General features: G+C 56.7%; 23 protein-coding genes. 14 read left to right on the plus strand and 9 right to left on the minus strand.

Going from position 1 to position 25,583, the window contains the following annotated elements:
• Positions 1 to 5 precede the first annotated feature (5 nt).
• On the minus strand, positions 6 to 2,078 hold the full coding sequence (locus tag ACR6JA_RS11765) for a TonB-dependent receptor domain-containing protein (RefSeq protein WP_494493249.1): 2,073 nt from the start codon (positions 2,076 to 2,078) through the stop codon (positions 6 to 8).
• Between the two features lie 109 nt (positions 2,079 to 2,187).
• The gene (locus ACR6JA_RS11770; RefSeq protein ID WP_213712716.1) at positions 2,188 to 2,628 is read right to left on the minus strand and encodes a DUF2946 domain-containing protein; all 441 of its coding nucleotides are present in this window, start codon (positions 2,626 to 2,628) and stop codon (positions 2,188 to 2,190) included.
• A gap of 133 nt (positions 2,629 to 2,761) precedes the next feature.
• Here ACR6JA_RS11770 and ACR6JA_RS11775 point away from each other — a divergent pair, with 133 nt between their 5' ends.
• A complete protein-coding gene (locus tag ACR6JA_RS11775; protein ID WP_213712714.1) occupies positions 2,762 to 3,016 on the plus strand; it encodes a YkgJ family cysteine cluster protein in 255 nt (84 codons plus the stop codon).
• On the opposite strand, the gene setB is transcribed toward ACR6JA_RS11775, so the two are convergent.
• Positions 3,013 to 4,197 carry a sugar efflux transporter SetB gene (setB, locus tag ACR6JA_RS11780; protein ID WP_213712712.1) on the minus strand — a complete coding sequence of 395 codons (1,185 nt, stop codon included), beginning with the start codon at positions 4,195 to 4,197 and terminating at the stop codon, positions 3,013 to 3,015. The genes ACR6JA_RS11775 and setB overlap by 4 nt on opposite strands.
• A 386-nt stretch (positions 4,198 to 4,583) precedes the next feature.
• On the opposite strand from setB, the gene fruB reads away from it, so the two are divergent.
• Genes fruB through fruA form a run of 3 tightly spaced genes read left to right on the plus strand, consistent with a single transcriptional unit; the run spans position 4,584 to position 8,357 of the window.
• Positions 4,584 to 5,714 (plus strand): fused PTS fructose transporter subunit IIA/HPr protein, encoded by a 1,131-nt coding sequence (fruB, locus tag ACR6JA_RS11785; RefSeq protein WP_494492813.1) that lies wholly within the window; start codon positions 4,584 to 4,586, stop codon positions 5,712 to 5,714.
• Positions 5,714 to 6,652, plus strand: a complete 939-nt coding sequence (gene fruK, locus ACR6JA_RS11790) for a 1-phosphofructokinase (RefSeq protein WP_008459923.1) — start codon at positions 5,714 to 5,716, stop codon at positions 6,650 to 6,652. Before fruB ends, fruK begins: the two co-directional genes overlap by 1 nt.
• A 16-nt stretch (positions 6,653 to 6,668) precedes the next feature.
• The gene (fruA, locus tag ACR6JA_RS11795; protein ID WP_494492814.1) at positions 6,669 to 8,357 is read left to right on the plus strand and encodes a PTS fructose transporter subunit IIBC; all 1,689 of its coding nucleotides are present in this window, start codon (positions 6,669 to 6,671) and stop codon (positions 8,355 to 8,357) included.
• A 70-nt stretch (positions 8,358 to 8,427) separates the two neighbouring features.
• Here fruA and gstA read toward each other — a convergent pair whose 3' ends face one another.
• The 5 genes from gstA to ACR6JA_RS11820 form a co-directional block, all read right to left on the minus strand.
• Positions 8,428 to 9,045, minus strand: a complete 618-nt coding sequence (gene gstA / locus ACR6JA_RS11800) for a glutathione transferase GstA (RefSeq protein ID WP_213712706.1) — start codon at positions 9,043 to 9,045, stop codon at positions 8,428 to 8,430.
• Between the two features lie 9 nt (positions 9,046 to 9,054).
• Positions 9,055 to 9,909: a glutathione-dependent disulfide-bond oxidoreductase gene (yghU, locus tag ACR6JA_RS11805; protein WP_494492815.1), complete on the minus strand. Its 855-nt coding sequence runs from the start codon at positions 9,907 to 9,909 to the stop codon at positions 9,055 to 9,057.
• Positions 9,910 to 10,142: 233 nt separating this feature from the next.
• Positions 10,143 to 11,051 (minus strand): LysR family transcriptional regulator, encoded by a 909-nt coding sequence (locus ACR6JA_RS11810; RefSeq protein ID WP_213712704.1) that lies wholly within the window; start codon positions 11,049 to 11,051, stop codon positions 10,143 to 10,145.
• 76 nt (positions 11,052 to 11,127) lie between these two features.
• Positions 11,128 to 11,985, minus strand: a complete 858-nt coding sequence (nfo, locus tag ACR6JA_RS11815) for a deoxyribonuclease IV (RefSeq protein ID WP_213712702.1) — start codon at positions 11,983 to 11,985, stop codon at positions 11,128 to 11,130.
• An 86-nt stretch (positions 11,986 to 12,071) separates the two neighbouring features.
• Positions 12,072 to 13,121 carry a YeiH family protein gene (locus ACR6JA_RS11820; RefSeq protein WP_494492816.1) on the minus strand — a complete coding sequence of 350 codons (1,050 nt, stop codon included), beginning with the start codon at positions 13,119 to 13,121 and terminating at the stop codon, positions 12,072 to 12,074.
• 124 nt (positions 13,122 to 13,245) lie between these two features.
• Between ACR6JA_RS11820 and yieE the strand changes: the two genes are divergently transcribed.
• The 10 genes from yieE to cirA all read left to right on the plus strand — a co-directional run bounded on the left by yieE (position 13,246) and on the right by cirA (position 24,061).
• Positions 13,246 to 14,112 carry a DNA-binding transcriptional regulator YeiE gene (gene yieE / locus ACR6JA_RS11825; protein ID WP_494492817.1) on the plus strand — a complete coding sequence of 289 codons (867 nt, stop codon included), beginning with the start codon at positions 13,246 to 13,248 and terminating at the stop codon, positions 14,110 to 14,112.
• Positions 14,113 to 14,296: 184 nt separating this feature from the next.
• Positions 14,297 to 15,082 carry a transporter substrate-binding domain-containing protein gene (locus tag ACR6JA_RS11830; protein WP_039297051.1) on the plus strand — a complete coding sequence of 262 codons (786 nt, stop codon included), beginning with the start codon at positions 14,297 to 14,299 and terminating at the stop codon, positions 15,080 to 15,082.
• 10 nt (positions 15,083 to 15,092) lie between these two features.
• Positions 15,093 to 15,761, plus strand: coding sequence for an amino acid ABC transporter permease (locus ACR6JA_RS11835; RefSeq protein ID WP_494492818.1), 669 nt, complete (start codon positions 15,093 to 15,095; stop codon positions 15,759 to 15,761).
• Complete coding sequence (locus ACR6JA_RS11840) at positions 15,758 to 16,414, plus strand: amino acid ABC transporter permease (protein WP_039295415.1); 657 nt, start codon at positions 15,758 to 15,760, stop codon at positions 16,412 to 16,414. Before ACR6JA_RS11835 ends, ACR6JA_RS11840 begins: the two co-directional genes overlap by 4 nt.
• Entirely contained in the window at positions 16,395 to 17,132 is a 738-nt protein-coding gene (locus ACR6JA_RS11845) for an amino acid ABC transporter ATP-binding protein (protein ID WP_039295413.1), read from the plus strand. The genes ACR6JA_RS11840 and ACR6JA_RS11845 overlap by 20 nt, the downstream gene beginning before the upstream one ends.
• A gap of 189 nt (positions 17,133 to 17,321) precedes the next feature.
• A complete protein-coding gene (locus tag ACR6JA_RS11850) occupies positions 17,322 to 18,791 on the plus strand; it encodes an amino acid permease (protein ID WP_008459942.1) in 1,470 nt (489 codons plus the stop codon).
• Between the two features lie 180 nt (positions 18,792 to 18,971).
• A complete protein-coding gene (locus ACR6JA_RS11855) occupies positions 18,972 to 20,087 on the plus strand; it encodes an ABC transporter substrate-binding protein (protein ID WP_039297049.1) in 1,116 nt (371 codons plus the stop codon).
• A 15-nt stretch (positions 20,088 to 20,102) separates the two neighbouring features.
• Complete coding sequence (locus tag ACR6JA_RS11860; RefSeq protein WP_008459946.1) at positions 20,103 to 21,179, plus strand: FecCD family ABC transporter permease; 1,077 nt, start codon at positions 20,103 to 20,105, stop codon at positions 21,177 to 21,179.
• A complete protein-coding gene (locus ACR6JA_RS11865) occupies positions 21,176 to 21,964 on the plus strand; it encodes an ABC transporter ATP-binding protein (RefSeq protein WP_085938913.1) in 789 nt (262 codons plus the stop codon). The genes ACR6JA_RS11860 and ACR6JA_RS11865 overlap by 4 nt, the downstream gene beginning before the upstream one ends.
• Before the next feature lie 126 nt (positions 21,965 to 22,090).
• Complete coding sequence (gene cirA, locus ACR6JA_RS11870; RefSeq protein ID WP_166991066.1) at positions 22,091 to 24,061, plus strand: catecholate siderophore receptor CirA; 1,971 nt, start codon at positions 22,091 to 22,093, stop codon at positions 24,059 to 24,061.
• A 672-nt stretch (positions 24,062 to 24,733) separates the two neighbouring features.
• On the opposite strand, the gene fghA is transcribed toward cirA, so the two are convergent.
• Positions 24,734 to 25,570 carry an S-formylglutathione hydrolase gene (fghA, locus tag ACR6JA_RS11875; protein ID WP_213712697.1) on the minus strand — a complete coding sequence of 279 codons (837 nt, stop codon included), beginning with the start codon at positions 25,568 to 25,570 and terminating at the stop codon, positions 24,734 to 24,736.
• Positions 25,571 to 25,583 lie beyond the last annotated feature (13 nt).

Raw genomic sequence — 25,583 nt, forward strand, 5'->3', positions numbered from 1 at the left:
GGTAATTAAAACGTGACGTTCACTTTGCCCCAGACCGTCCGGCCTGGTTCATTGACCGGGGTATTGGACGAATAGCCAAAGCTGCTATTGCCCGCCAGGTTCAAGTGTTCGCTGTAGGTTTTGTTCAACAGGTTATCGACCCCTGCGCTGAGCTTGATGGCTTTGCTTAGACGGTAAGCAGCGTTGGCGGAAAAAATCGCAAAGCTGCTGCTTTTATCGAAGTCTTTCCCGACCACGTTACCCTCATTCAGCGCCACGCGATGCTGGCTGCTGACCAGCCGCAGCAGGCCGGTGCTGCTCCAGTCCCCTCGCTCCCACGTCAGGCCCAGGCGCGTTTCCAGCGGAGCTATTTGCGGCAGCGGCTGATGGTCACTGGTGTTTTGCCCCCAGGCATACGCCAGGCTTGCGTCCGCCTTCCAGGCTTCGGTCAGCGCGTAGCTCATGCCCATTTCGCCTCCCATAATGGTGGCGTCCACGTTATCTGCCTGACTGACACGGGCGTTACTGGGGTCATAGCGGAAGAGAATAAAATCATTCACCCGGCCAAGGTACGCGGAAACCCAGCTGTTGAAGCGCTCCCCGCTGTACTGGGCGCCAATATCCAGCTGCGTCGTTTTTTCCGTTTTCAGCTTATCGAAGACATTTTTAGTGCCGTCCGGCCCGTAGGTGGGGGAAAACAGCTCCCAGTAATCCGGGAAGCGCTCGGTGTAGCCCACGCCAGCGTACAGCATGACGGGGATATCGCTCAGCGTTTGTTCGTAGCGCACAAAACCTGCCGGTAGCGTTTTGCTCCGCACGCTGGCACCTGCGTCCGTATCATTATTGACGCGAGTTCGATCGAGGCGCGCCCCGCCGATAACTTTGCTGCTGTCGGTGGCATTCCAGGTCAGTTCGCTAAATATACCTGCGTCCTGGAAACGGGCATCCTGCTTCCAGCCGGCGTCCTGTTTGCTGCGGTGGGTGCTTTGCTGCCCGTCGATACCGCTGCGCAGTTCGTAGTCAGACCACAGCCACGTGCCCATCATGCGCCCGCCAACCGTGCGGCGATCGAGCTGCATCGCCATCGCCATCGGCATATTCATGCTCATGGATGAACCCATGTCCATCGAACTGCCCATATCCATGCCCATCGAGGAGGCCATATGCCCGCCGGACATGCCGCTGGGCATTGTCCCCGGCGAGCGCAGGGAATAGTTGTCCATAATATGATTGGCGTAGTTGTAGTAGACGCTACTTTCAAACTTGTTGAACACCTCGCCGATGTTCGACATTTCAAAGCGCGCCCCGAGGCTGTCGCGCCTGAACTGGGAACCGTCCATACTGCGGCCCGCGTAGCGGGCTTCGCCGTTGCCTTTACCAGCCGTCAACTCCAGCAATGTGTCTTTGTTAGGCGTCCAGCCCAGCGCAACATCGGCGTTCCATTTATCCCACTTTGAGGCTACCCGGTTGCCGTTGCCGTCTTCATAATCGCCGGAATGGGACTTATTGCCAATCAGGCGTAGATAGCCCTCTTCACTCCCCAGACTGACGTCTGCATTGCTGTCCCAGCGCTGATTAGAGGCAGTAAGCAAGCTGGCCGTGCCCTGGATGCCCGCTTTATCAAAGCGCGGCGGTTCCCTGTCGAAGCGGACGGTTCCCGCGGAGTTACCTGGCCCCCATAGCACGCTTTCCGGCCCTTTAATCAGCGTCAGCAGATCAAAGCTCTCCGGTGAAATATATGAACTTGGGGCATCCATTCTGGCCGGACAGGCCCCCGGCATTACACCATTATTGGTCAGAATACGCAGGCGAGAACCGAACATGCCGCGAAAAACCGGGTCGCCGTTGGTGCCGCCGTTGCGGATTTGTGAGAAACCGGGGATGGTTTTCAGGTAGTCAGATCCGTCGCTGGCTGGCACAGGCTGACGCGGCGTTTTAGGGGAGGTCACAACTTCCAGCGGTGATGATGCCGGAGAGGTGACGATCATCACGGCATTGTCCGGCATAGTCATCGTGTCATGCGAACCCGCCGCGATGGCTGCGGGAGAAGTGATAGCCAGCAGTATCCAGGATACCAGCGGCTTTAAATGTGTTTTCATCATTGCCTTACTGTCCTTCAGGCGTAACGTTGACGCTCTTTATAAAAAGAACAACTCGAGACAACGCTTCAGCGTTGCCTTCGGCATTACGCGGTTAATTATTGGTGTTTTAAGCGAAGTAACAGGCAGCAGAGGGCGGGGCGCGGGCCGGGTGAGGTGACCAGGGGCGAGAAATCGCCGCGCAGCAGAGTGCGACCACCGGCGTCCGGCGCACGCAAATCAACAATAACAGTAGTAAAACGGTGAGGCAGAATTCAATAAAAGGCAGGTGGATCAGCAGCTGGCAATAGCCGCAGGCGATTTCTTCTCCCGGCGACATGCCCGGGCCGGACATCAGCATATTGTGCGGCATTGACGCCTGAGGGCACGGTTCGGGCACAGGCATGTGATGGTCCATGTCAGACATGTCCATTGTCATCATCATGCTGCTGTGTTCGCAGGCTGAATGGTGCATCAGCGATTTTGAAATAACCGGTGCAATAAACAGCATGGCAACGGCAAGCAGCGCCAGCCAGCAGGCTGTTTGGTGAAAGTGATTGCGCCGTGACAAAACGTTACCGATCCGTAGTCGTTGTGGCGCAAGTGTATCCTGAAAGCAGGAATGATGTTAAATGAATTGTTAGATTGACGCAGGCAGTGGGTCTGCTATTGTCACGCACCTTTTGACGCCGGTGGAAACGTAAATGGATTGTCGTCCTGACTGCGGCGCTTGCTGTACTGCGCCTTCTATATCAACGCCTATCCCCGGTATGCCGGAGGGGAAGCCCGCCAACACGCCCTGTATTCAGCTGGACGAACGCCTGCGCTGCAAGCTGTTTGGATCGCCTTTGCGGCCTAAAGTCTGCGGCGGCCTCCAGCCTGCCAGAGAGATGTGCGGTACCTCACGCCAGCAGGCAATGACCTACCTGCTCCACCTTGAAGCCGCGACGGCACCTTAAATATCTTTGATTTGGGCCATGCAATAAATACTGACGGCTATCATCCCCAGTGCGATGAAAAAGACGCTGTGATAGTTCCAGATCTCGGCCACCACGCCGGCGAGTGAACCGGCAATGATCCAACCTACGCGCGTGGTGTTGGTATACAGCGTGGTGGCGGCCCCTGCCTGTCCAGGCATAAGATCCTGAAAATAGATCATGCCGATCCCAGCCAAAATCCCGATAAAGATAGCGTTGAGCAGCTGCAGCCCCAGCAGCATATATTCATTGGTCAGCGTTACCATTCCGACGTAGAAAAGCAACCCGGCGGCAACGGCAAAGCGCATCAGGAAGCGCTTGCCGAAGCGTTTGGCGTAGTAGCCCGCAATCAGCATGGTCGGGATTTCTAACCCGGCTGCGGTGCCCATCATGATCCCGGCGAGCTTCTCCGGGAGGTGTAACTCATTGATAATGTAAAGCGGCATATTGATGATATAGAGGCTGTTACAGCCCCACATCATGGTACAGGCGGCGAACAGGAGCAGGGCGTCGCGGCGGTTGCGACGCGGTGACTCGAGCCGGGCTTCTGCTTTTGCCACCGGTTCTTTGCGCATGGACGGCAAAAAGAGCCACACCATCGCGCCGCAAATCACAAAGGCAAACGCCGCACTCAGGTACATCACCTTGAAGCCAAACCCCATCGCCAGCGCGTAGGCAATTGGCGGCCCAATCACCCAGGCAAGAGACACCTGTGCGCGGAGGATAGAGCTGAACATCACCGCTTCACGCCCGGTGCTGTCGGCATGCTCGCGGGCAAGCGCAAACATCTGCGGGTTGGCGGTGGAGCCGAAGCTGCTTAGAAACACCCCGACGAACAGCAAAATAAAGTAGTTACGGTTCCAGGCGAACAGGATGCAGCCCAGCGCACCGAGCAGGCAGCAGGCAAAAATCAGCGTTTTCCGGTCGCCTTTGCGGTCGGAACGCCCGGCTAAAAACTGGCTCACCAGAATGCCAATCACCGCGCTGCCGGTGAAGAAAAAACCGACCAGCGCAGGGCGAACGTGGACTTCATCGGTTAAAAACAGGCTTAGCGTTGGGGTTTGCAGTGCCCCGGCGATGCCGGTCAAAAAAGCCACAATCAGAAACGCAGTTGAGGTGAAGTCCAGAGGCTTACGGGCGGCGGTAACGGGAGCGTTTTGCATACTTTTGAGCGGCAGGAAAAAGAATGCGCGGAGTGTACCCTCGTTACCCCTAAATAGACAGATTTACCCTTAAGTCCTGCGCGGGAACTCGCACAAATTATCCAGGAAGCGAAGGCCGCTTCGGCTATACGTTGCCAAAGCTGAAATTTGCTGATGCCGGGTTATAAACAGTTGTCAGTGCGCTGAACGTCCGGTCTGCTAAACTGAAAATGTGCTGAACCTCTAAATTTCGCAAACAGAAATGCGAGAAATGTTGCGTGTAATGCAGCATTAGCGCAACACTCCTTGAAACGTTTCAGCGTCATCTTTTTGCATCCCGCAGCTCGAGATGGCGCATTTTTTCTCAAGCTAGCTGAATCGTTTCAATTCAGCGAGAGAGGCGATCTATGTTCCAGTTATCTGTGCAGGATATTCACCCGGGCAAAGCTGCCGGGAGCAAAGAAGACGCTATCCGCCAGGTTGCCGCCGCCCTTGTGCAGGCAGGCAACGTCGGTGAAGGCTACGTCAACGGTATGCTGGCGCGTGAGCAGCAAACCACCACTTATTTAGGCAACGGGATTGCTATCCCGCACGGCACCACCGACACGCGCGATCTGGTGCTGAAAACCGGCGTTCAGGTTTTTCAGTTCCCGCAGGGCGTGGCGTGGGGCGAAGGGCAGACCGCTTACGTGGCGATCGGTATTGCGGCCAGTTCCGACGAACACCTCGGCCTGCTGCGCCAGTTGACGCATGTGCTGAGTGACGACGAAGTTGCTGCACAGTTGAAATCCGTCACCAGCGTGGAAGAACTCCGGGCGCTGCTGATGGGCGAGAAGCAAAGCAGCGCGCTGCTGCTGGACAACAGCCTGCTGGCGCTGAACGTCGAGGCCAGCGATTTGATGACGCTTCAGGCGCTGAACGCGGGCCGCCTGAAGCAGGCGGGTGCTGTTGATGCCGCTTTCGTCAGCAACGTGATTGCCGGTAATCCACTGTATCTCGGTCAGGGTATCTGGCTGAACGACAGCGCGGCAGGTAACCTGGCCAGCGCCGTTGCTGTCAGCCGTCCGGCGGCCAGTTTTGAAGCGGATGGAAACCCGGTTTCTCTCCTGATGACCGTCGCTGTGGCCGACGACCAGCCCTTGCAGGTGCTGAACCGCCTGAGCGACATGCTGATTGGCAACCGTGCCAACAAGCTTTTAACCGCAGATGCGCCGGCGTTGCTGACGCTGCTGACCAGCGATGATGCCCCGGCAGAAGAAGCGCTGAGCGCCGAATTTACCGTGCGTAATGAACACGGCCTGCACGCCCGTCCGGGTACGGCGCTGGTCAACACCATAAAACAATTCAATAGCGAAATTACCGTGACAAACCTTGATGGAACCGGGAAACCGGCAAATGGACGTAGCCTGATGAAAGTTGTTGCTCTGGGTGTGAAAAAAGGCCACCGCCTGCGCTTTACCGCGCAGGGTGAAGATGCTGAACAGGCGCTGAAAGCGATTGGCGAAGCCATCTCTGAAGGACTGGGGGAGGGCGCGTAATGACCAGACGTGTAGCAACGATCACCCTGAACCCGGCCTATGACCTGGTGGGCTTTTGCCCGGAAATCGAGCGTGGAGAAGTAAACCTGGTGCGCACCACCGGTCTGCATGCGGCTGGCAAGGGCATCAACGTCGCTAAAGTACTGAAAGATCTCGGCATCGACGTGACCGTAGGCGGATTCCTCGGCAAAGACAACCAGGACGGCTTCCAGCAGCTGTTTAGCGAGTTGGGAATCGCCAACCGCTTCCAGGTCGTACAGGGCCGTACCCGCATCAACGTTAAGTTGACCGAAAAAGACGGGGAAGTCACCGACCTGAACTTTTCCGGGTTTGAAGTCACCGGTGCGGACTGGGAACGCTTTGTGGCGGACTCCCTGAGCTGGCTGGGCCAGTTCGACATGGTTTGCGTCAGCGGCAGCCTGCCTGCGGGCGTTTCCCCGGAAGCGTTCACGGACTGGATGACCCGTTTGCGCAGCCAGTGTCCGTGCATCATTTTCGACAGCAGCCGCGAAGCGCTGGTTGCCGGTTTAAAGGCGGCACCGTGGTTGGTCAAACCGAACCGTCGCGAGCTGGAAATTTGGGCCGGTCGCAAGCTGCCTGAATTGAAGGATGTGATTGAGGCGGCGCATGCGCTCCGCGAGCAGGGGATTGCGCATGTGGTGATTTCTCTAGGCGCGGAAGGCGCGCTATGGGTTAACGCGTCAGGGGAATGGATTGCCAAACCACCCACCTGTGAAGTTGTTAGTACCGTTGGCGCAGGGGATTCCATGGTTGGCGGCCTGATTTATGGCCTGCTGATGCGCGAGTCCAGCGAACACACGCTGCGCCTTGCTACCGCCGTTGCGGCGCTGGCCGTCAGCCAGAGCAACGTAGGCATTACCGATCGTACACAGCTGGCCGCCATGATGGCTCGTGTCGACCTGAAACCTTTCCACTGACAGCAGGAGACAGGCAATGAAAACGCTGTTAATTATTGAACCGGGACTTGGGCAGGCGCGCGCGTATCTCGCGAAGACGCTGCTCGGTGCCGCAGCGCCAAAAGCGCACCTCGACATTATTGATAACCCGAACGATGCCGAACTGGCGATTGTCGTTGGCAACGCCATTCCTGCTGATACTTCGCTGAACGGCAAAAAGGTGTTCCTGGGCGATATCGATCGCGCGGTGCAGCACCCGGAATTGTTCCTGAGCGAAGCGAAAGGTAAGGCTCATACGTATACCGCGCCGACAGCTGTTGCAACCGCCCCAGCAAAAGGGCCGAAGCGTATTGTCGCCGTAACGGCCTGCCCGACCGGCGTGGCGCACACTTTTATGGCGGCGGAAGCCATCGAAACCGAAGCGAAAAAACGTGGCTGGTGGGTGAAGGTTGAAACCCGCGGTTCCGTTGGCGCAGGGAACGCGATTACCCCTGAAGAAGTGGCCGAGGCGGATCTGGTGATTGTGGCGGCGGATATTGAAGTGGATCTGGCTAAATTTGCCGGGAAGCCGATGTACCGCACGTCTACAGGCCTGGCGCTGAAGAAAACGGCTCAGGAGCTGGATAAGGCGCTTGTCGAGGCCAAACCTTACGAAGCCGCAGGTAAAGCCAGCGCGGCTCAGGAATCCGGAAAAAAAGAAAGCGCCGGGGCGTATCGCCACCTGCTGACGGGCGTGTCTTACATGCTGCCGATGGTGGTTGCGGGCGGCCTGTGTATTGCGCTCTCCTTTGCTTTCGGTATCACTGCCTTTAAGGAACCTGGCACACTTGCCGCGGCGCTGATGCAAATTGGTGGTGGCTCTGCGTTTGCGCTGATGGTCCCGGTTCTGGCGGGCTATATTGCCTTCTCGATTGCGGACCGTCCTGGCCTGACGCCGGGTCTTATCGGTGGCATGCTGGCCGTTAGCACTGGCTCAGGCTTTATCGGCGGGATCATCGCCGGTTTCCTGGCGGGTTATATCGCGAAGCTGATTAGCTCGAAGCTGAAGCTGCCGCCGAGCATGGAAGCGCTGAAGCCTATCCTGATCATTCCGCTGTTCTCAAGCCTGGTTGTTGGCCTGGCAATGATCTACCTGATCGGCACCCCGGTGGCTAAAATCCTGGCGGGCCTGACCCACTGGCTGCAAACCATGGGCACCGCGAACGCGGTTCTGCTGGGCGCGATTCTGGGCGGCATGATGTGTACCGATATGGGCGGCCCGGTGAACAAAGCGGCTTACGCTTTTGGCGTCGGCTTGCTCAGTACCCAGACCTACGCACCAATGGCAGCGATCATGGCCGCGGGTATGGTACCACCGCTGGCGCTGGGCCTGGCTACGATGGTGGCTCGCCGTAAGTTTGATAAGGCGCAGCAGGAAGGGGGCAAAGCGGCGCTGGTGCTCGGGCTGTGCTTTATTACCGAAGGGGCGATTCCGTTTGCCGCCCGTGACCCGATGCGCGTGCTGCCTTGCTGCATCATCGGCGGGGCGTTGACGGGGGCGCTGTCCATGGCGGTTGGCGCGAAACTGATGGCCCCGCACGGCGGCCTGTTTGTCCTGCTGATCCCTGGCGCGATTACTCCAGTGCTGGGTTACCTGCTGGCGATTGTCGCCGGTACGCTGGTGGCGGGCCTGTCCTACGCCTTCCTCAAACGTCCTGAAACGGAGCTGGCAGCGAAAGTGGCTTAATCTCTGACGCAACTGAAAATGCCCTGCATCTGCGGGGCATTTTTGTTACTGAGCTTTGTGCTTTCGGCTCTTAACGCGAAGGCAGTGCAATCCCTTCTGCTTTTAACGCTTCCCTAACGCTTGGCCGCTGCTCCATCATCCGCATGAAGCGCTGGATCGAGCGATAGCTCTCAAGATTGATGTTGACGCGAGGCGTCCACGACAGGACGTTGTATAAATAGGCGTCGGCCACGGAGAAATCTTCCCCGAGCACATAGTCGTTGGTGAACAAATAGTCGTCGATGTAACGGAATTTGCTCGCAAGGTTATCCGCAGCGAATTTGGCCTTTGAGGTGGCATCAATCAGCGGAGAGAACATGACGGCCATACCGCGATGTAAATCCGTGGCGGTGAAGTTAAGCCACTCCAGCGCTAAATAGCGATCTCTGCTGCCAAACGGGGGCAGAAGTTTGTACTGAGGATGGTTATCGGCAATCCACTGCAGGAGAACCACAACCTCGGTCAGGACATCGCCATCATTAAGCATCAGGGCGGGCACAGACCCTTTCGGCGCCACGGTAAGATAATCTCCTTCAATCGTTGTTTTTGTCGCGAAGTCGACTTTGATTAATTCGAAATTCTGTTCTGACTCGCGCAGTGCAATTTGCGGGGCAAGGCCACAGGAGCCGGGTGCGAAATAAAGTTTCATTCATTTTCCTTACAGGGATAAAAGTTTAAAGTCTTCTGTGCTATGGCGTTCTGGTAAATATTTTCCCGCTTCACCGGAAATTTGATTTACAACCCTGCCGCGCTGTACTGCCGGGCGTTTGGCGATGGCTTTATACCAGCGCAGAAGGTGGGGGTACGACTCAATATTGAGAAACTCGTGCGTGTTATAAACGCCAAATAAGCTACCGGGATACCATGGCCAGACCGCCATATCGGCGATAGTATATTCATCGCCGATAAGGAATTCATTTGCCGATAAATGGGTATCAAGCACGTGAAGCTGCCTTTTGGTTTCCATGGCGTAGCGGTCGATAGCGTATTCAATTTTAATCGGCGCATAGGCATAAAAGTGCCCCAGTCCGCCGCCAACAAACGGTGCCGAGCCCATCTGCCACATCAGCCAGTTGAAGGTTTCCGCTCTCGCTTGTTTGGCGGTGGGCAGGAAGGCGCCGAAGCGTTCGGCCAGATAGACAAGGATCGATCCGCTTTCAAACACGCGGGTGCCGGGTGTTGTAGAGCGGTCGAGCAGAGCCGGGATTTTAGCGTTCGGATTAATATCGACAAACCCGCTGCCGAATTGTTCGCCATTAAAAATATTAATAAGCCAGGCATCATACTCCGCGTCTGAATAGCCAGCGGCTAATAACTCTTCCAGCATAATGGTGACTTTTTGCCCATTAGGCGTCCCCTGGGAATAAAGCTGGAGAGCATGTTTTCCAACGGGTAATTCCTGCTGGAATCTCGCCCCTGATACAGGACTATTAATGCTGGCAAACTTCCCGCCATGCTGCGTTTTAGGCTGCCAGATTTGATCCGGAATATAACCTGCGGGCTGATTATTCATCGCTGACTCTTTCATATTTTGCTCCTGATTTAAATTCATTGGATGAATACCACCAGACGAATAAGATATTCACGGTGAGCAAATAATATTGAAATAAATGCGGATGATATATAAGCGCGGGCCGAAGACATTGTTCAGAATTTTGAACAATGCCGCCTGGCAGGCTGAAACGGGACAGGGAGGAAGAGGCGAGGCCTGGCAAGCCTCAAATAATATAGCGGGACGCCAGGTGTTTAATTCATTGTCGGATGATGCGAGAACAGCTGGCTAATCCAGTCCACAAATACGCGCATTCTGGTCGGAATATGGCGGTTCTGCGGGTAGACAACATACACGGGCAGAGGATCTATGGCCCACTCTTCCAGGATGGCGATCAGGCGGCCATCATCCAGCATCGGCTGGGTAAGAAAATTGGCCATTTGAATGATGCCCAGCCCGGAGAGACCCGCAGCCGTATAGGCATAGCTGTCGCTCAGCGCGATATGGCTGTTCAGGGCAAGCTGTATACGTTCGCCGCCCCGGGTAAAATACCAGTCAAAAGCTTTGCCCGAGCGTGCGGAGAAATAATTAATGCAGCGGTGATCGTGTAACTCGCGGGGATGTTTGGGGGCACCGTGGCGCTGCACATAGCCCGGGGAGGCGCAGGTCGCATAATGCATGGTGCCTATCCGCCGGGCGATAAGCGTGGAGTCAGTCAGCTGCCTGCCACCGCGGATGACGCAGTCTATGCCTTCTTCCAGAAGGTCGACCTGGCGATCGCTGCAGCCCAGCTCAAGCTGAATGTTGGGATAAAGAGCAAAAAAGCCCTCCAGGGCCGGAATAATCACTTCGCTGGCGAGCCCGGTCGGGGCATCGACGCGCAGACGCCCCGAAGGGTTAAGCCTGGCGTGCGTCAGGCTTTCTTCCGTCTCGCGCACATCGGAGAGTATTTGCAGGCATTTATCGTAATAGACGGCTCCCTCCGCCGTCACGCTGACGTGCCGGGTTGTCCGGTTCAATAGCCTGACCGACAGCGACTTTTCCAGCGCCTGGATCAGGGTTGATACCGTTGCCTTCGGGAGTTTTAAAATTTCTGCTGCCCGGGTAAATCCACCTGCATCCACAACGTGAACAAAGGCTTCCATCGCTTGTAGCTTATCCATCTGGCTGTCTCAGGTCGTGAACTGTGGCCGGCATGTCTGCGGGCAGGAGGAAGTCTTTGCCCCAGCAAGTTTTGGATTACGCCGTCGCTTCCTCGTGCTGCTGTGCCTTCAGCCAGGCAATCTCTTCGGCCCAGATATCCGGGTTGGTAGTCTCCAGAATTAACGGAATACCGTCGAAGCGGGCGTCACGCATGATCCAGCTAAACGGCGTGTGGCCGATATTCCCGAGGCCGAGGCTGTTGTGGCGGTCAACGCGGCTGCCAAACTCGCTTTTGGCATCGTTGAGGTGCATCCCGCGCAGGTATTTGAACCCGACGATACGTTCGAACTCACTAAAGGTTTTTTCGCAGTCAGCTTCTGTGCGCAGATCGTACCCGGCGGCAAAGGCGTGGCAGGTATCGATGCAGACGCCAACGCGGGATTTATCTTCCACGCCGTCAATAATCGCCGCGAGATGTTCGAAGCGGAAGCCAAGGTTACTGCCCTGGCCAGCGGTGTTTTCAATCACGGCGGTCACGCCTTCAGACTTCTCCAGCGCAATGTTAATCGACTCCGCAATGCGCTTCAGGCATTCCTCTTCCGGAATCTGCTTCAGGTGGCTGCCCGGATGGAAATTCAATAGCGTCAGCCCCAGCTGCTGGCAGCGCACCATTTCGTCGATAAACGCCTCGCGGGATTTTTCCAGCGCATCTTCAACCGGGTGGCCGAGGTTTATCAGGTAGCTGTCGTGGGGGAGGATTTGGCCTGGTCCATAATGGTATTTTTCGCAGGCGCTCTTAAAGTTGTCGATAACTTCGCTGGTCAGCGGCGCGGCGCGCCACTGGCGTTGATTCTTGGTGAACAGGGCAAAAGCGGTGGCTTCCAGTTCGTGGGCGCGAATGGCGGCGTTTTCCAGGCCACCCGAGGCGCTAACGTGCGCTCCAATAAACTTCATCTGTCTTCTCCTGTTTCTTGACGGGCAAAACCCGCTATCGGTAATCCGTCATGATAGCGGGTCAGGAGGCTTTTTTCCGTATTGAATTATGCTAACAGGTGGTGAATTGCCAAGTTAATGGCCGCGCCGCCGACAATCAGCCAGATGAACAGCACCAGCGCCATAAGCAGCGGGCGAACCCCGGCTTTTTTCAGGGCGCTAACGTGGGTCGTCAGGCCCAGAGCCGCCATCGCCACGGCCAGCAGGAAGGTATCCAGCGTGACCAGCACATTCACCAGCGCCTGTGGCAGGAAGTGGAAGGAGTTGAAGATCGCCACCACGATAAACAGTATTGCAAACCACGGGATGGTGATTTTACCGGTCTGCGCCGAGCCAGCCGGTGCCAGCGATTTAACGCGGGCGGCCAGGAAAATCAGAAACGGGGCGAGCATCATCACGCGGAGCATTTTGGCAATCACCGCCGCATTTTCCGTTTCCGGGCTAATGGCGTGCCCTGCGGCAACAACCTGGGCAACTTCATGCATCGTTGACCCGGTGTAAATCCCAAAGGCTTCCGGCGTAAACCAGTGGCTGACGAACGGATAAATCATCGGGTAGATAAAGATAGCCAGCGTCCCGAAGATAACCACGGTGGCGACGGCCACGGTGACTTTACTGGCTTCGGCTTTCACCACCGGTTCGGTGGCAAGTACAGCCGCCGCGCCGCAAATACTGCTGCCCGCACCAATCAGCCAGCTGGTTTGTCTGTCCAGGCCAAACACTTTCTGACCGAGCCAACAGGCGAGGGCGAAGGTGCTGCACAGCGTCAGGGCGTCAATCACCAGGCCGCTCATGCCAACGTCGGCAATTTGCGAAAACGTCAGGCGGAAGCCATACAGAATAATGCCGAGGCGCAGGAGGTGCTGTTTGGCGAACAGCACGCCGCCGTCGCATTGCTGCCAGATTTTGGGATACACGGTGTTGCCGATTATCATGCCGCAAAGGATGGCGAGCGTCAGGGCGCTAAGGCCGACGCCGGCCACCGCAGGAATGTTGCCAAGCCATAAAGCCAGGCCGGTAATGGCGGCGGAAAGCGCCAGTCCCGGTAAAAAATGCCACAGCGTGTGGCGGTGAGCTTGTGCGGTAAGTGCTGTCATAACCTTCTCCTCTGTCTTAGGGAAAAGGCTACGCCTGGCTGGCATAAAAATAAAATTGATTATATATTTATAATTAATCTTTATAAGTGGTAAACGGCGGCTGCCACCACAGGAAATCTCTCTTATGCATATCACGCTGCGGCAACTCGAAGTCTTTGCTGAAGTGCTTAAAAGCGGTTCGACCACGCAAGCTTCCCAGATGCTGTCCCTCTCTCAGTCGGCGGTCAGCGCCGCGCTTGCCGATCTTGAAGGTCAGCTTGGGGTTCAGCTCTTTGACCGAGTGGGAAAGCGCCTCGTAGTAAATGAACACGGCAGGCTGCTCTATCCGCGAGTTGTCGGGCTGCTGGAGCAGGCCGGTGAAATAGAACAGCTGTTTCGGGAAGATAACGGCGCGATCCGTGTGTATGCCAGCAGCACCATTGGCAACTATATTCTGCCGGAAATGATTGCCCGCTATCGCCGCGACTTCCCGAAGCTGCCGCTGGAGCTTAGCGTCGGCAACAGCCAGGACGTGATTAACGCGGTGGCGGATTTTCGCGTCGATATTGGCCTGATTGAAGGGCCTTGTCATATGGCGGAGCTGGTGACCGAGCCGTGGCTCGACGATGAGCTGGTGGTCTTTGCTTCGCCGGGCAACCCGCTGGTGCACCAGGCGGTAACGCTGGAAAGCCTGGCAAAGCAGCCGTGGATCCTGCGTGAGCGCGGCTCAGGCACCCGCGAAATCGTTGACTATTTACTGCTTTCGCATCTGCCAGAGTTTCAGTTGGGCATGGAGCTGGGCAATTCCGAGGCGATCAAACATGCGGTGCGCCACGGGCTGGGCATCAGCTGCCTGTCTCGCCGGGTGATTGCCGAGCAGTTGGAGAGCGGCTCATTGGTTGAAGTGGCTATTCCTCTCCCTCGTCTGGTGCGGACGCTGTACCGGATCCACCATCGCCAGAAGCATCTCTCTAACGCGCTGCTGCGTTTTCTGCGCTACTGCGAAGCATAATGCACCAAAATCTTGCAGCTGCACCTGATTGGGGGGTGGCTGCGAGGCAACCTCCCGCCCGTTAACTTCCTTTTCACCGCAATGTAGCAACGATCTTCGCGATTCATCGTCGTTGGCACATTAGTTGCAGAATTGAATTCAAAGAATCTTTTGTTTCAATCAGGCGACGAGGCTGCACATGACGATGAAAAAATGGTTGTTCTCTTTAGTTGGCGCAACGGTACTGCTGGCTCAGGCCGGGGCGGTAATGGCCGATCAGCTGCAGGATATTGAAAAACGCGGCGTACTGCGCGTGGCTGTGCCGCAGGATTTCCCGCCGTTTGGTTCGGTGAATGCCGATCTAAAACCTCAGGGCTACGATATTGATATGGCAGCTTACCTGGCGAAAGGTCTGAAGGTCAAGCTGCAGCTGGTGCCGGTCACCAGCGCGAACCGAGTGCCGTATCTGCAGACGGACAAAGTTGACCTGGTCATTTCCAGCCTCGGTAAGAACGCTGAACGCGAAAAAGTCATCGATTTTAGCCGCGCTTACGCCCCGTTCTTCCTTGGCGTGTTCGGGCCGAAAGATGGCGCAGTGACCGATGCTAAAGCGCTCAGCGGGAAAACCATTGGCGTGACCCGTGGCGCGGTAGAAGACATGGTATTAACCGACCTCGCACCGAAAGACGCCGACGTGAAGCGCTACGAAGACAATAACACCACCATCTCCGCCTATCTTTCAGGCCAGGTGCAGTACATCGCCACCGGCAACCTGGTTGTGGCGGCGATTGCCCGCCAGAGCCCGACGAAAGCGCCGGTCAGCAAATTTATGCTCAAGGATTCGCCTTGCTACATCGGGCTGAAAAAGAACGAACCTGCGCTGAAAGCGAAGGTGGACGAGCTGATAGGTGACGCGCTGAAGGACAATACCCTCAACACCCTGTCACAGAAATGGATGCAGGCGCCGCTGCCTGCCAACCTCGGCGCTTGAGGAACCGGGGATGACCACGCAACTTGATTTTGCCGGTCTGATGCCTTACTGGCCGGAGTTACTCTCCGGCCTGTGGGTGACGCTGGGGCTCACTTTTATGGCGACGGTCGGTGGCGTGGCTATCGGCATTACCGGGGCAGCCATTCGCAGCGGAAAGCCGGGGCTGTTAAGCCTGGCGTGGGGCGGCTACGTGGAACTGATCCGCAACACGCCGTTTGTTGTGCAGCTGTTCTTTATTGTCTTTGGGCTCCCTGCGCTGGGGCTAAAGCTGAACGCCGGGGAAGCGGCGCTTATCGCGATGCTGATTAATTTAGGGGCTTACAGCACCGAGATTATTCGCGCAGGCATTCAGGTGACGCCGAAAGGGCAGTGGGAAGCGGCTCGCGTGCTGGGGTTAAGCCGTAGCCAGACCTTTTTACGCGTGGTGCTGCCACCGTCGCTGAAGCGTATTTATCCATCGCTGGTCAGCCAGTGCATCATCGTGATGCTGGGCTCTTCCGTGGTGTCCCAGGTGTCCTGTGAAGATCTGACCTTTGCGGCCAGTCTCATTCAGTCGCGTACCTTCCTCAGCTTCGAGGTCTATCTGGTGACGACCTTAATGTACCTGGTGCTGTCGTTAATTATGCGTCAACTGCTGCTGGCGGCAGGGCGGAAATGGTTGGGGAGTGATGTCGGATGATGACGTTTACCGACTGGGATATCGTGCGCAACCTGCTGCTGGCGGCCCGCTGGACGGTGCTGCTGTCGCTGATTGCTTTTTTCTGCGGCACTCTGGTTACGCTGCCTTTATTGCTGCTGCGCATGAGCCGCTGGACATGGCCTAAACGCTTCATCAGCGCCTACGTCGCGCTGTTTCAGGGCACGCCGCTGCTGATGCAGTTGTTCCTCGCTTTCTTCGGAATTGCGCTGTTTGGCATTGATGTCAGCCCATGGACGGCGGCCACGCTTGCCCTGACGCTGTTTACCAGCGCGTTTTTGCTGGATATCTGGTACGGCAGCATTCGTGCTTTGCCTAAAGGCCAGTGGGAAGCCTGCCGCTGCCTCGGTTTGAGCTTCGGGCAGACGCTGTGCCGGGTCATTGCCCCGCAGGCGATGCGTATCGCCGTGGCACCCACGGTTGGGTTTTCGGTGCAGGTTATTAAGGGCACGGCCCTGGCCTCGATCATCGGTTTTGTCGAGCTAACAAAAGCCGGCACCATGCTGAACAACGTGACGTTTGAGCCGTTTAAAGTCTTTGCCCTGGTGGCGCTCGGCTATTTCTTACTTTGCTATCCGCTGTCGCGCTACAGCCGCTACCTGGAGAAAAAATTTAATGCCGCTCATCACCATTAATGATGTACAGAAATATTATGGCGACAATCATGTGCTGAAGGGCGTTAGCCTGGATATCGACATGGGCGAAGTGGTGTCGATCATCGGCCGCAGCGGCTCCGGCAAAAGTACTCTGCTGCGCTGCATGAACGGGCTGGAAGGCTACCAGGACGGCAGCATCAAGCTGGGCGGCATGACCATTACCGACCGCGAGTCGCAGGCGCGTGAAATCAGCCGTTCCGTGGGTATGGTGTTTCAGAATTTTAACCTGTTCCCGCACATGACCGCGCTGGAAAACGTGATGCTGGCGCCGCGCCGGGTGCTGAATAAAAGCGCCGCCGAATGCCGCGAGCTGGGGCTGGAGATGCTCAATAAAGTCGGCCTGGGCGAGCGGGTGGATTATTACCCTGCTAACCTGTCCGGCGGCCAGCAGCAGCGCGTGGCCATTGCCCGCGCGCTGGCAATGAACCCAAAAGTCTTGCTGTGCGATGAAATCACCTCGGCGCTTGACCCGGAACTGGTGGGCGAAGTGCTGAAAGTGCTGGAGCAGCTGGCGGCAGAAGGTATGACGCTGATTCTGGTCACTCACGAAATGAACTTTGCCCGGGAAGTCGGCGACCGCGTGGTGTTTATGCACCAGGGCAAAGTGTGGGAGCAGGGGGAAAGCAAGTCGTTCTTCGCCAATCCCCGGACTCAGGAACTGCAGCAGTTTATTTCGTCCGTGCGCGGGCTGGGTTAATCTTTGACCGCCGGGCAGCTGAGCGCGCCGGCGGTTTTTTAATTCCCCTCAACTTATCGGCCTGATAAGTGACTTGCTAATAATCGCCGGGCGATCATGAAGCTCTCTTATAACCCGGGATTTCTGCTATCTGAACAAAGACGTTTTGTTACAATCTTGCCTCATTTTTTGGATAGGCAACAATTTCCTATGGTTTCACAAGATAAAACGACAGAAGCGCCTGGCTTACGCCGCGAATTAAAGGCGCGCCACCTGACGATGATCGCCATCGGCGGATCCATCGGCACGGGGCTTTTCGTTGCCTCTGGGGCAACAATTTCTCAGGCAGGACCGGGCGGGGCGTTGCTCTCTTATATGCTGATTGGCCTGATGGTTTACTTCCTGATGACCAGCCTCGGCGAGCTGGCGGCGTTTATGCCGGTGTCCGGTTCTTTCGCGACCTACGGCCAGAAATATGTCGAAGACGGCTTCGGCTTCGCGCTCGGCTGGAACTATTGGTACAACTGGGCGGTGACCATCGCCGTTGACCTCGTGGCCGCACAGCTGGTGATGAATTACTGGTTCCCGGACACCCCAGGCTGGATCTGGAGCGCGCTGTTCCTGGGCATTATGTTCCTGCTGAACTGGATCTCCGTGAAGGGCTTTGGCGAAGCGGAATACTGGTTCTCGCTGATAAAAGTGACCACCGTCATCATCTTCATCATTGTGGGTGTGATGATGATCGTGGGTATTTTCAAAGGGGCGCAGCCGGTAGGCTGGAGCAACTGGACAACCGGCGACGCGCCGTTTGCCGGGGGCTTTGCCGCAATGATCGGCGTGGCGATGATCGTCGGCTTCTCTTTCCAGGGCACCGAGCTTATCGGGATTGCCGCCGGAGAATCCGCTGACCCGGAGAAAAACATTCCTCGCGCCGTGCGCCAGGTGTTCTGGCGTATCCTGCTGTTCTACGTGTTCGCGATTCTGATTGTCAGCCTGATCATTCCTTATACCGATCCAAGCCTGCTGCGCAATGACGTGAAAGACATCAGCGTCAGTCCGTTCACTCTGGTGTTCCAGCACGCGGGCCTGCTGTCTGCGGCGGCGGTGATGAACGCCGTTATCCTGACGGCGGTGCTGTCTGCGGGTAACTCAGGGATGTACGCTTCCACGCGCATGCTTTACACCCTGGCCTGCGACGGCAAAGCGCCGCGTATTTTCTCGAAGCTGTCCAAAGGTGGCGTGCCGCGTAACGCGCTGTATGCGACCACCGTTATTGCCGCGCTGTGCTTCCTGACTTCTATGTTTGGCAACCAGACCGTTTACCTCTGGCTGCTGAATACGTCGGGGATGACCGGCTTTATCGCCTGGCTGGGGATTGCCATCAGCCACTATCGCTTCCGTCGCGGCTACGTGCTGCAAGGCAACGACATTAACGACCTGCCGTACCGCTCGGGCTTCTTCCCGATTGGGCCGATCTTTGCGTTCGTGCTGTGCCTGATCATCACGCTGGGCCAGAACTACGAAGCGTTCCTGTCGGATACCATTGACTGGGGCGGCGTGGCGGCGACCTATATCGGCATCCCACTGTTCCTGGCTATCTGGTTTGGCTACAAGATAACGAAGGGCAGCCGCTTTGTGCGCTATAGCGAAATGGAATTCCCGAAATTTCGTGAGAAATAAGCCTTAGCAACAATAAGTTACTCTTTAGAGGGCGTGATCATCACGCCCTTTTTTATTTCGCTCTCGCCAGCAATAATTCCGCCAGGTTATAGTAGAGAACAATTAAATTGATAACCATTATCATTTGCTTTATCGTTAACGCCATTCTTTAAGGAACGAAGGAGTGTTAGCGTGAAGCGTATGATTAAATTCAAGAATATTTGTCTGGCTCTGGCATTAACCGCCGCTGGTTTGCCTGCCGCACTGGCCGCGACGGTGACCGATATCGTCGGGCGTGAAGTGACCATCCCGCAGAAGGTTGACCGTATTTTGCTGGGGGAAGGGCGGCTGTTTTATGCTCTGGCGCTGCTGGAAGGGCAAAAACCGATTGACCGTATCGTCGGCTGGCAGGGCGATTTCCGTAAGTTAGATACGCAGACTTACGCGGAATATAAAGCGAAATTCCCGAAAATTGATGACATTCCGCTGATTGGCAGTACCACCGCCGACAGCGTCAGCCCGGAAAAAGTGCTGACTTTACACCCAGACGTGGCGATTTTTGGCCTGTCTGGTCACGGCCCTGGCCGCCACAGCGAGCTGGTCTCTCAGCTTGAAAAAGCGGGCGTCCCGGTGGTCTTCGTCGATTTTCGTACCTCGCCGCTGAAAAATACCTTGCCGAGCATGCGCGTGCTCGGCAAAGTGTTGCATCGCGAGAAACAGGCCGATGATTACATCGCCTTTTATGAAGCAAACCTGAAAAAAATTACCGACGTCACCGGCAAGATGGCTGAAAAAGACAAGCCATCCGTTTTCATAGAACTGCGTGCGGCGGCCATGGAAGAGTGCTGTGGTTCGGCGGGCAAGGGTAACATGGGCGACTTCATCGACCTGGCGGGCGGCATGAACATTGCCAAAAACCTGCTGCCGGGCGCGCTGGGCACCGTTAACCTGGAAAAAGTGCTTGCCGCTGACCCGCAGGTTTATATTGCCAGCGGCGGTAAAGCACCAGGCTCAACCTCTCCGGGCGTAGTGCTTGGTGCTCAGGCTACTCAAGCCGAAGCGCAGGCCAGCCTGAAGAGCGTGCTGGAGCGTAAAGGCATTGACCAGTTAACGGCGGTCAAAGAAGGGCGCGCCTATGGCGTATGGCACAATTTCTACAATTCGCCGTACAACATCCTCGCGATTCAGGCGATGGCAACCTGGTTCCATCCACAGCAGTTTGCTGAGGTGAACCCGGAACAGACAATGCAGCAACTTTATAAACAGTTCCTGGCGGTCGAGCCAACGGGAACGTACTGGACCGATCTTAAGAAGTAGCGAAGGTAAGACTTAATGAGTGCCACCACCGATCCAATGCCAAACGAGGCGCAGCCTGCCACCATAATGGGGCGATACCAGCAGGTGCTACGTCACCGCTATTTGCTGATGGGGGCGTTGGTTATTGCGATTTTCGCCTCGCTGCTGCTGGACTTTACCCTTGGTCCGTCCGGGCTGCCGCTGGATACGCTGTGGCAGACTCTGATTGACCCGGCCAGCGCTAACGCCGGTACGCGGGTGATCGTGTGGGACATTCGTCTGCCTTATGCGCTGATGGCGCTGCTGGTTGGTATGGCGCTGGGCCTGGCGGGGGCAGAGATGCAAACCATCCTCAATAACCCGCTGGCCAGCCCGTTTACCCTCGGCGTTTCCTCCGCCGCGGCCTTTGGTGCCGCGTTGGCGATTATCCTCGGCATCGGTATTCCAGGGGTGCCCGATCAGTGGTTTATCTCCGCCAACGCCTTCGTCTTTGCACTGTTTGCCGCGCTGATGCTGGACGCCATTACCCGCTGGACCCGCGTGGCAAGTTCCGGGGTGGTGCTGTTTGGGATCGCGCTGGTGTTCACCTTTAACGCCCTGGTGTCGATGCTGCAGTTTATCGCCAGCGAAGACACGCTGCAGGGGCTGGTGTTCTGGACGATGGGCAGCCTGGCGCGCGCCTCCTGGGACAAGCTCGGTGTGCTGCTGCTGGCCTTCGCTATCATCATGCCTATTTCCATGCTGAGTTCCTGGAAGCTGACCGCGCTGCGCTTAGGCGAAGATCGCGCTGTCAGTTTTGGCATCGACGTAAAGCGTCTGCGTTTAGGCACGTTGCTGCGCATCAGTATTTTGTCCGCGCTGTCCGTGGCGTTTGTCGGCCCCATCGGTTTTATCGGCTTGGTGGCTCCGCACATCGCCCGTATGCTGTTTGGCGAAGATCATCGTTTCTATCTCCCGGGCAGCGTGCTGGTCGGTGCTCTAGTGCTGTCGCTGGCGTCGGTTGCCTCTAAAAACATTATCCCTGGCGTCATTATTCCGGTGGGGATTGTCACCTCGCTGGTGGGTGTGCCGTTCTTCCTGAGTATTATTCTGCGCCATAAGGGGAACGTGTGATGCAGGGCTTAAAGATTGATGCATTCAACGCCGGTTACCCGAAGCGTCAAATCATCGAAAACCTGAGCGTGCCAACGCTGCCGCGTGGCAAAATCACCGTGCTGCTGGGGCCGAACGGCTGCGGGAAATCGACACTGCTGCGTTCGCTGGCGGGGCTGAATCGCGCGGAAGGGCAGCTGTATCTTGATGGTGAAGACTTAATGGCTTTGCCGTTCGCTAAACGCGCCGAAAAAGTGGTTTATCTGCCGCAGTCGCTGCCGCAGGGCGTCCATCTCCACGTGCTGGAGTCCATTATCGTGGCGCAGCGCGCGTCCGGTGGCCGCCACAGCGCTGAAAGCGAAGCGCAGGTCATGCAGCTGCTGAAACAGCTGGGGATCTCGCACCTGGCGCTGAGCTACCTCGACCAGCTTTCCGGCGGGCAAAAACAGCTGGTGGGCCTGGCGCAGTCTTTGATTCGTCGTCCGTCCCTGCTGCTGCTCGACGAACCGCTGAGCGCGCTGGATTTAAATTACCAGTTCCACGTCATGGATCTGGTCGCCCGCGAAACCCGCGAGCGTAATATCGTCACCGTTGTGGTGGTGCACGACATCAATATTGCTTTACGCCATAGCGAGCACGTTCTCATGCTGCGCGACGGCAAACTGGTTGCCAGCGGCGAACCGGAGGAAGTGATTACTCCGCGCAGTCTGGCCCAGGTTTACGGCGTGAAGGGGCGCATTGAACGCTGCTCACAGGGCGTTGCCCAGGTGCTGATCGACGGCCTGGTGGAAACGCCCACCGTATAACAACGCATTTCAGAAATACTAAGGAACACAGTATGCAGCCGGCGGCCAATGTAGCCGCTGGCGCATAGTGCAATGTGAGCGCTAAACGGTTGTTTCGTTTGTAATTCACCTCATGGAGAGAAAGAAATGTTAAGGTTGAATCCCATTGTTCGGGGAGGACTTTGTGCGTCTGTACTTGGTCTGGCTTTCCCCGTCATCGCCGACGATCGCGAAGAAACCTTGGTTGTCACCGCGTCTGCCACCGAGCAAAACCTCAAAGATGCGCCCGCCAGTATCAGCGTCATCACCCGGGACGAACTGCAAAAAAAACCGGTTAATAATCTGAAGGATGTGCTGCAGAATGTGCCTGGCGTCCAACTGACCAACGAAGGGGATAACCGCCGGGGCGTCAGCCTGCGCGGCCTGGACAGCAGCTACACCCTGATTCTGGTGGACGGTAAACGTGTCAACTCCCGTAATGCGGTATTCCGTCATAACGACTTCGATCTGAACTGGATCCCGGCGGATGCCATCGAGCGCATCGAAGTGGTGCGCGGGCCGATGTCCTCTCTGTATGGTTCCGATGCCCTCGGCGGCGTAGTGAACATCATCACCCGTAAAGTCGGTAAAGCCTGGCACGGCACCTTCACCGTAGATTCCACGGTGCAAGAACACCGCGATCGTGGTGACACCTATAACGGCAACTTTTTCACCAGCGGCCCGCTGATTGACGACGTGCTGGGCGTAAAAGTCTATGGCAGCCTGGGTAAGCGCCAGAAGGACGGCCAACAGGCGTCAACGACCAACGCCAGCGGCCTAACGCCGCAGATTGAAGGCTTCACTTCCCGTAATGCCAGCACCGAGTTTGCCTGGACGCCGGCTGAAAATCAGGATGTCACCGTGGGCTACGGCTTTGACCGCCAGGACAGGGAATCTGACTCGCTGGATAAGAATCGCATCGAACGTCAGGATTACTCCCTCGGGCATAACGGCCGCTGGGGCTTCGGCAATACCGAACTGCGTTTCTATGGCGACAAAATCGATAACCTGAATCCAGGCAACAGCGGGGCAATCACTTCACGCAACAACAGCCTGGACGGCAAGCTGGTGCTGCCGCTCAGCGACATCAACCAGTTCCTGACCTTCGGCGGGGAGTGGCGGCATGACAAGCTGAGCGATCCGGTGAATATTACCGGCGGTAATAGCTCGCAAACCTCGGCCAGCCAGTACGCCCTGTTTATTGAAGACGAATGGCGCATCTTCGAGCCGCTGGCGCTGACCACCGGCATTCGTATGGATGACCATGAAACCTACGGTGACCACTGGAGCCCGCGGGCCTATCTCGTTTATAACGCGACGGATACCGTCACTGTCAAAGGCGGCTGGGCTACGGCCTTCAAAGCGCCGTCTCTGCTGCAGCTTAGCCCGGACTGGACCAGTAAATCCTGCCGTGGTGCCTGCCAGATTGTCGGCAGCCCTGACCTGAAGCCGGAAACCAGCGAAAGCTTTGAGCTGGGGCTGTATTACGCCGGGGACGAAGGCATTCTGGACGGCGTGAGCGGAAGCGTGACCGCTTTCCAGAACAACGTTGAGGATATGATTGATATTCAGCGTACCGCGAACCGCAGCGTGGCACCGTCTTACTCAAACTTTGTGGGCTTTGATAAGAGCGGTAACCCGATCTTCCGCTATTACAACGTGAACAAAGCTCGCATCCGCGGCGTAGAAACCGAGCTGAAAATACCGTTTAACGACCAGTGGAAGTTGTCGCTGAACTACACCTATAACGACGGACGTGACCTGAGCAACGGCGGCAATAAGCCGCTGCAGCAGCAGTCGTTCCACACCGCAAACGGCACCGTTGACTGGGCGCCGCTGGAAGACTGGTCGTTCTATGTGTCGGCGAACTACACCGGCAAGCAGCGTGCGGTTTCTGCAACGGATAAAACGCCCGGCGGCTACATCGTGTGGAACACCGGCGGAGCCTGGAAAGCGACCAAGAACGTGAAGGTGCGGGCAGGGGTTCTGAACCTGGGCGACAAAGATCTGAATCGTGATATCTACAGCTATAACGAAGACGGTCGCCGCTACTTTATGGCGCTGGATTATAGTTTCTAAGCGGGAGATAGCTTTGTCTGCTCTTTCAAAAGAGCCGATCGAAGTTCCGTTCACTTCCAGCTCTGTTTTATATGTTATCACAGAGACCGTGAACGACTCGGGGGAGCCACCGTCGCTCCCCCGAGACCCCGGACTCCCGGCGAAATAAATCGACCGCGTGAGCGGCAAACCTCCGTTTTATCTCCCAGTCCTGGGTCGCCTGAGATGCGTTCCCGACGCTCTCAGCCTCCGGCCGTTCCCGACGGCCGGACCCTGGCCAGTCGGAGAGAAAACGGAGGCGATTTAAGCCGGAACCGTGCCTCGCTTTTAACCTGCAGCCACACGGGACGTTAACGTTGCTTCAGGTCTCACAGCCACGCCATTGTTCCCGGCTCTCAGCGCCCCCGGTTATGACCCAACTCAGGCGGGGTTGAGCTGTCGGGAACAGCGAAAGAGAGCGATCGTCGGGAACGAATCGCGAACGACCCCGAATGTTTGGGTGATAGCCGGTGGGTTTACCGCTTCAGCGGCGATGAGCTCGCCGGGCGCCGGGGGTTGTCAGGGGGAATGGCGTAATTCCCCCTGACACGTTCACCGTGCTCTGAACGTGCAGGGAAAATCGATCTATGCGTGAACGGAAAATAGCGGAGTAACAGATTACTCATCATTAAAATTAAGGGGAGAGGGCACTCCCTATCCCCGCAAATACTCCGCATGAAAACGAAGATGATCCTCTACAAACGTCGCGATGAAGTAGTAGCTGTGGTCGCAGCCCGGCTGAATGCGCAGCGTCAGCGGCCAACCTTTCTCCTGCGCAACTTTCTCAAACTCTTCCGGCCTTAGCTGATCGGCGAGGAACTGATCGTCATCTCCCTGATCGATGAGCGTCGGTAACTGCGCCGATGGCGAGGCTTTACCCAGCAGGCAGCAGCTGTCCCACTCTTGCCACAAGGATTCATCCTCACCCAAATAGGCTCGAAAGGCTTTTTGCCCCCACGGCACGCGGGTTGGGTTAACAATCGGTGCAAAAGCCGATACCGACCGGAAGCGTCCGGGGTTTTTCAGCGCCATGACCAACGCGCCGTGTCCGCCCATGGAATGGCCAAAGATCGACGCTTTTTCGCTGACGCTAAAGTTCTCTGCAATCAGCTGCGGCAGTTCGTCACGCAGATAATCGTACATGCGGAAGTGCGTGGCCCACGGCTGCTGAGTCGCGTTGAGGTAAAAGCCCGCGCCCTGGCCCAGGTCATAGCCTGCGTCGTTAGGGACTTCTTCACCACGGGGGCTGGTGTCCGGCATCACCAGAACAATACCAAGCTCGGCCGCTACGCGCTGCGCGCCCGCTTTGGTCGTGAAGTTTTCGTCGTTACAGGTTAGCCCGGAAAGCCAGTAAACCACCGGCGGCGGGGAGGCGCTTGCCGGAGGTGGGAGAAAAATACTGAACGTCATTGGGCAGTTAAGTACGGTGGACGCGTGGCGCCAGCGCTGCTGCCAGCCTTCGAAACATCGGTGTTCTTCCAGTAATTCCATCCAGAGGATCCTT

The organism is Cedecea sp. B1(4) (assembly GCF_059414925.1).

Bases quoted from the DNA above. Each gene is read 5' to 3' on its own strand.
- nfo (WP_213712702.1), bottom strand. From the start codon at position 11,985: ATGAAGTTTATTGGAGCGCACGTTAGCGCCTCGGGTGGCCTGGAAAAC.
- ACR6JA_RS11765 (WP_494493249.1), bottom strand. From the start codon at position 2,078: ATGAAAACACATTTAAAGCCGCTGGTATCCTGGATACTGCTGGCTATC.
- ACR6JA_RS11820 (WP_494492816.1), bottom strand. From the start codon at position 13,121: ATGACAGCACTTACCGCACAAGCTCACCGCCACACGCTGTGGCATTTT.
- ACR6JA_RS11845 (WP_039295413.1), top strand. From the start codon at position 16,395: ATGCCGCTCATCACCATTAATGATGTACAGAAATATTATGGCGACAAT.
- ACR6JA_RS11860 (WP_008459946.1), top strand. From the start codon at position 20,103: ATGAGTGCCACCACCGATCCAATGCCAAACGAGGCGCAGCCTGCCACC.
- ACR6JA_RS11835 (WP_494492818.1), top strand. From the start codon at position 15,093: ATGACCACGCAACTTGATTTTGCCGGTCTGATGCCTTACTGGCCGGAG.
- ACR6JA_RS11850 (WP_008459942.1), top strand. From the start codon at position 17,322: ATGGTTTCACAAGATAAAACGACAGAAGCGCCTGGCTTACGCCGCGAA.
- ACR6JA_RS11775 (WP_213712714.1), top strand. From the start codon at position 2,762: ATGGATTGTCGTCCTGACTGCGGCGCTTGCTGTACTGCGCCTTCTATA.
- yieE (WP_494492817.1), top strand. From the start codon at position 13,246: ATGCATATCACGCTGCGGCAACTCGAAGTCTTTGCTGAAGTGCTTAAA.
- fruK (WP_008459923.1), top strand. From the start codon at position 5,714: ATGACCAGACGTGTAGCAACGATCACCCTGAACCCGGCCTATGACCTG.
- fghA (WP_213712697.1), bottom strand. From the start codon at position 25,570: ATGGAATTACTGGAAGAACACCGATGTTTCGAAGGCTGGCAGCAGCGC.
- setB (WP_213712712.1), bottom strand. From the start codon at position 4,197: ATGCAAAACGCTCCCGTTACCGCCGCCCGTAAGCCTCTGGACTTCACC.
- ACR6JA_RS11830 (WP_039297051.1), top strand. From the start codon at position 14,297: ATGAAAAAATGGTTGTTCTCTTTAGTTGGCGCAACGGTACTGCTGGCT.
- yghU (WP_494492815.1), bottom strand. From the start codon at position 9,909: ATGAATAATCAGCCCGCAGGTTATATTCCGGATCAAATCTGGCAGCCT.
- gstA (WP_213712706.1), bottom strand. From the start codon at position 9,045: ATGAAACTTTATTTCGCACCCGGCTCCTGTGGCCTTGCCCCGCAAATT.
- fruA (WP_494492814.1), top strand. From the start codon at position 6,669: ATGAAAACGCTGTTAATTATTGAACCGGGACTTGGGCAGGCGCGCGCG.
- ACR6JA_RS11840 (WP_039295415.1), top strand. From the start codon at position 15,758: ATGATGACGTTTACCGACTGGGATATCGTGCGCAACCTGCTGCTGGCG.
- cirA (WP_166991066.1), top strand. From the start codon at position 22,091: ATGTTAAGGTTGAATCCCATTGTTCGGGGAGGACTTTGTGCGTCTGTA.
- fruB (WP_494492813.1), top strand. From the start codon at position 4,584: ATGTTCCAGTTATCTGTGCAGGATATTCACCCGGGCAAAGCTGCCGGG.
- ACR6JA_RS11855 (WP_039297049.1), top strand. From the start codon at position 18,972: ATGATTAAATTCAAGAATATTTGTCTGGCTCTGGCATTAACCGCCGCT.
- ACR6JA_RS11810 (WP_213712704.1), bottom strand. From the start codon at position 11,051: ATGGATAAGCTACAAGCGATGGAAGCCTTTGTTCACGTTGTGGATGCA.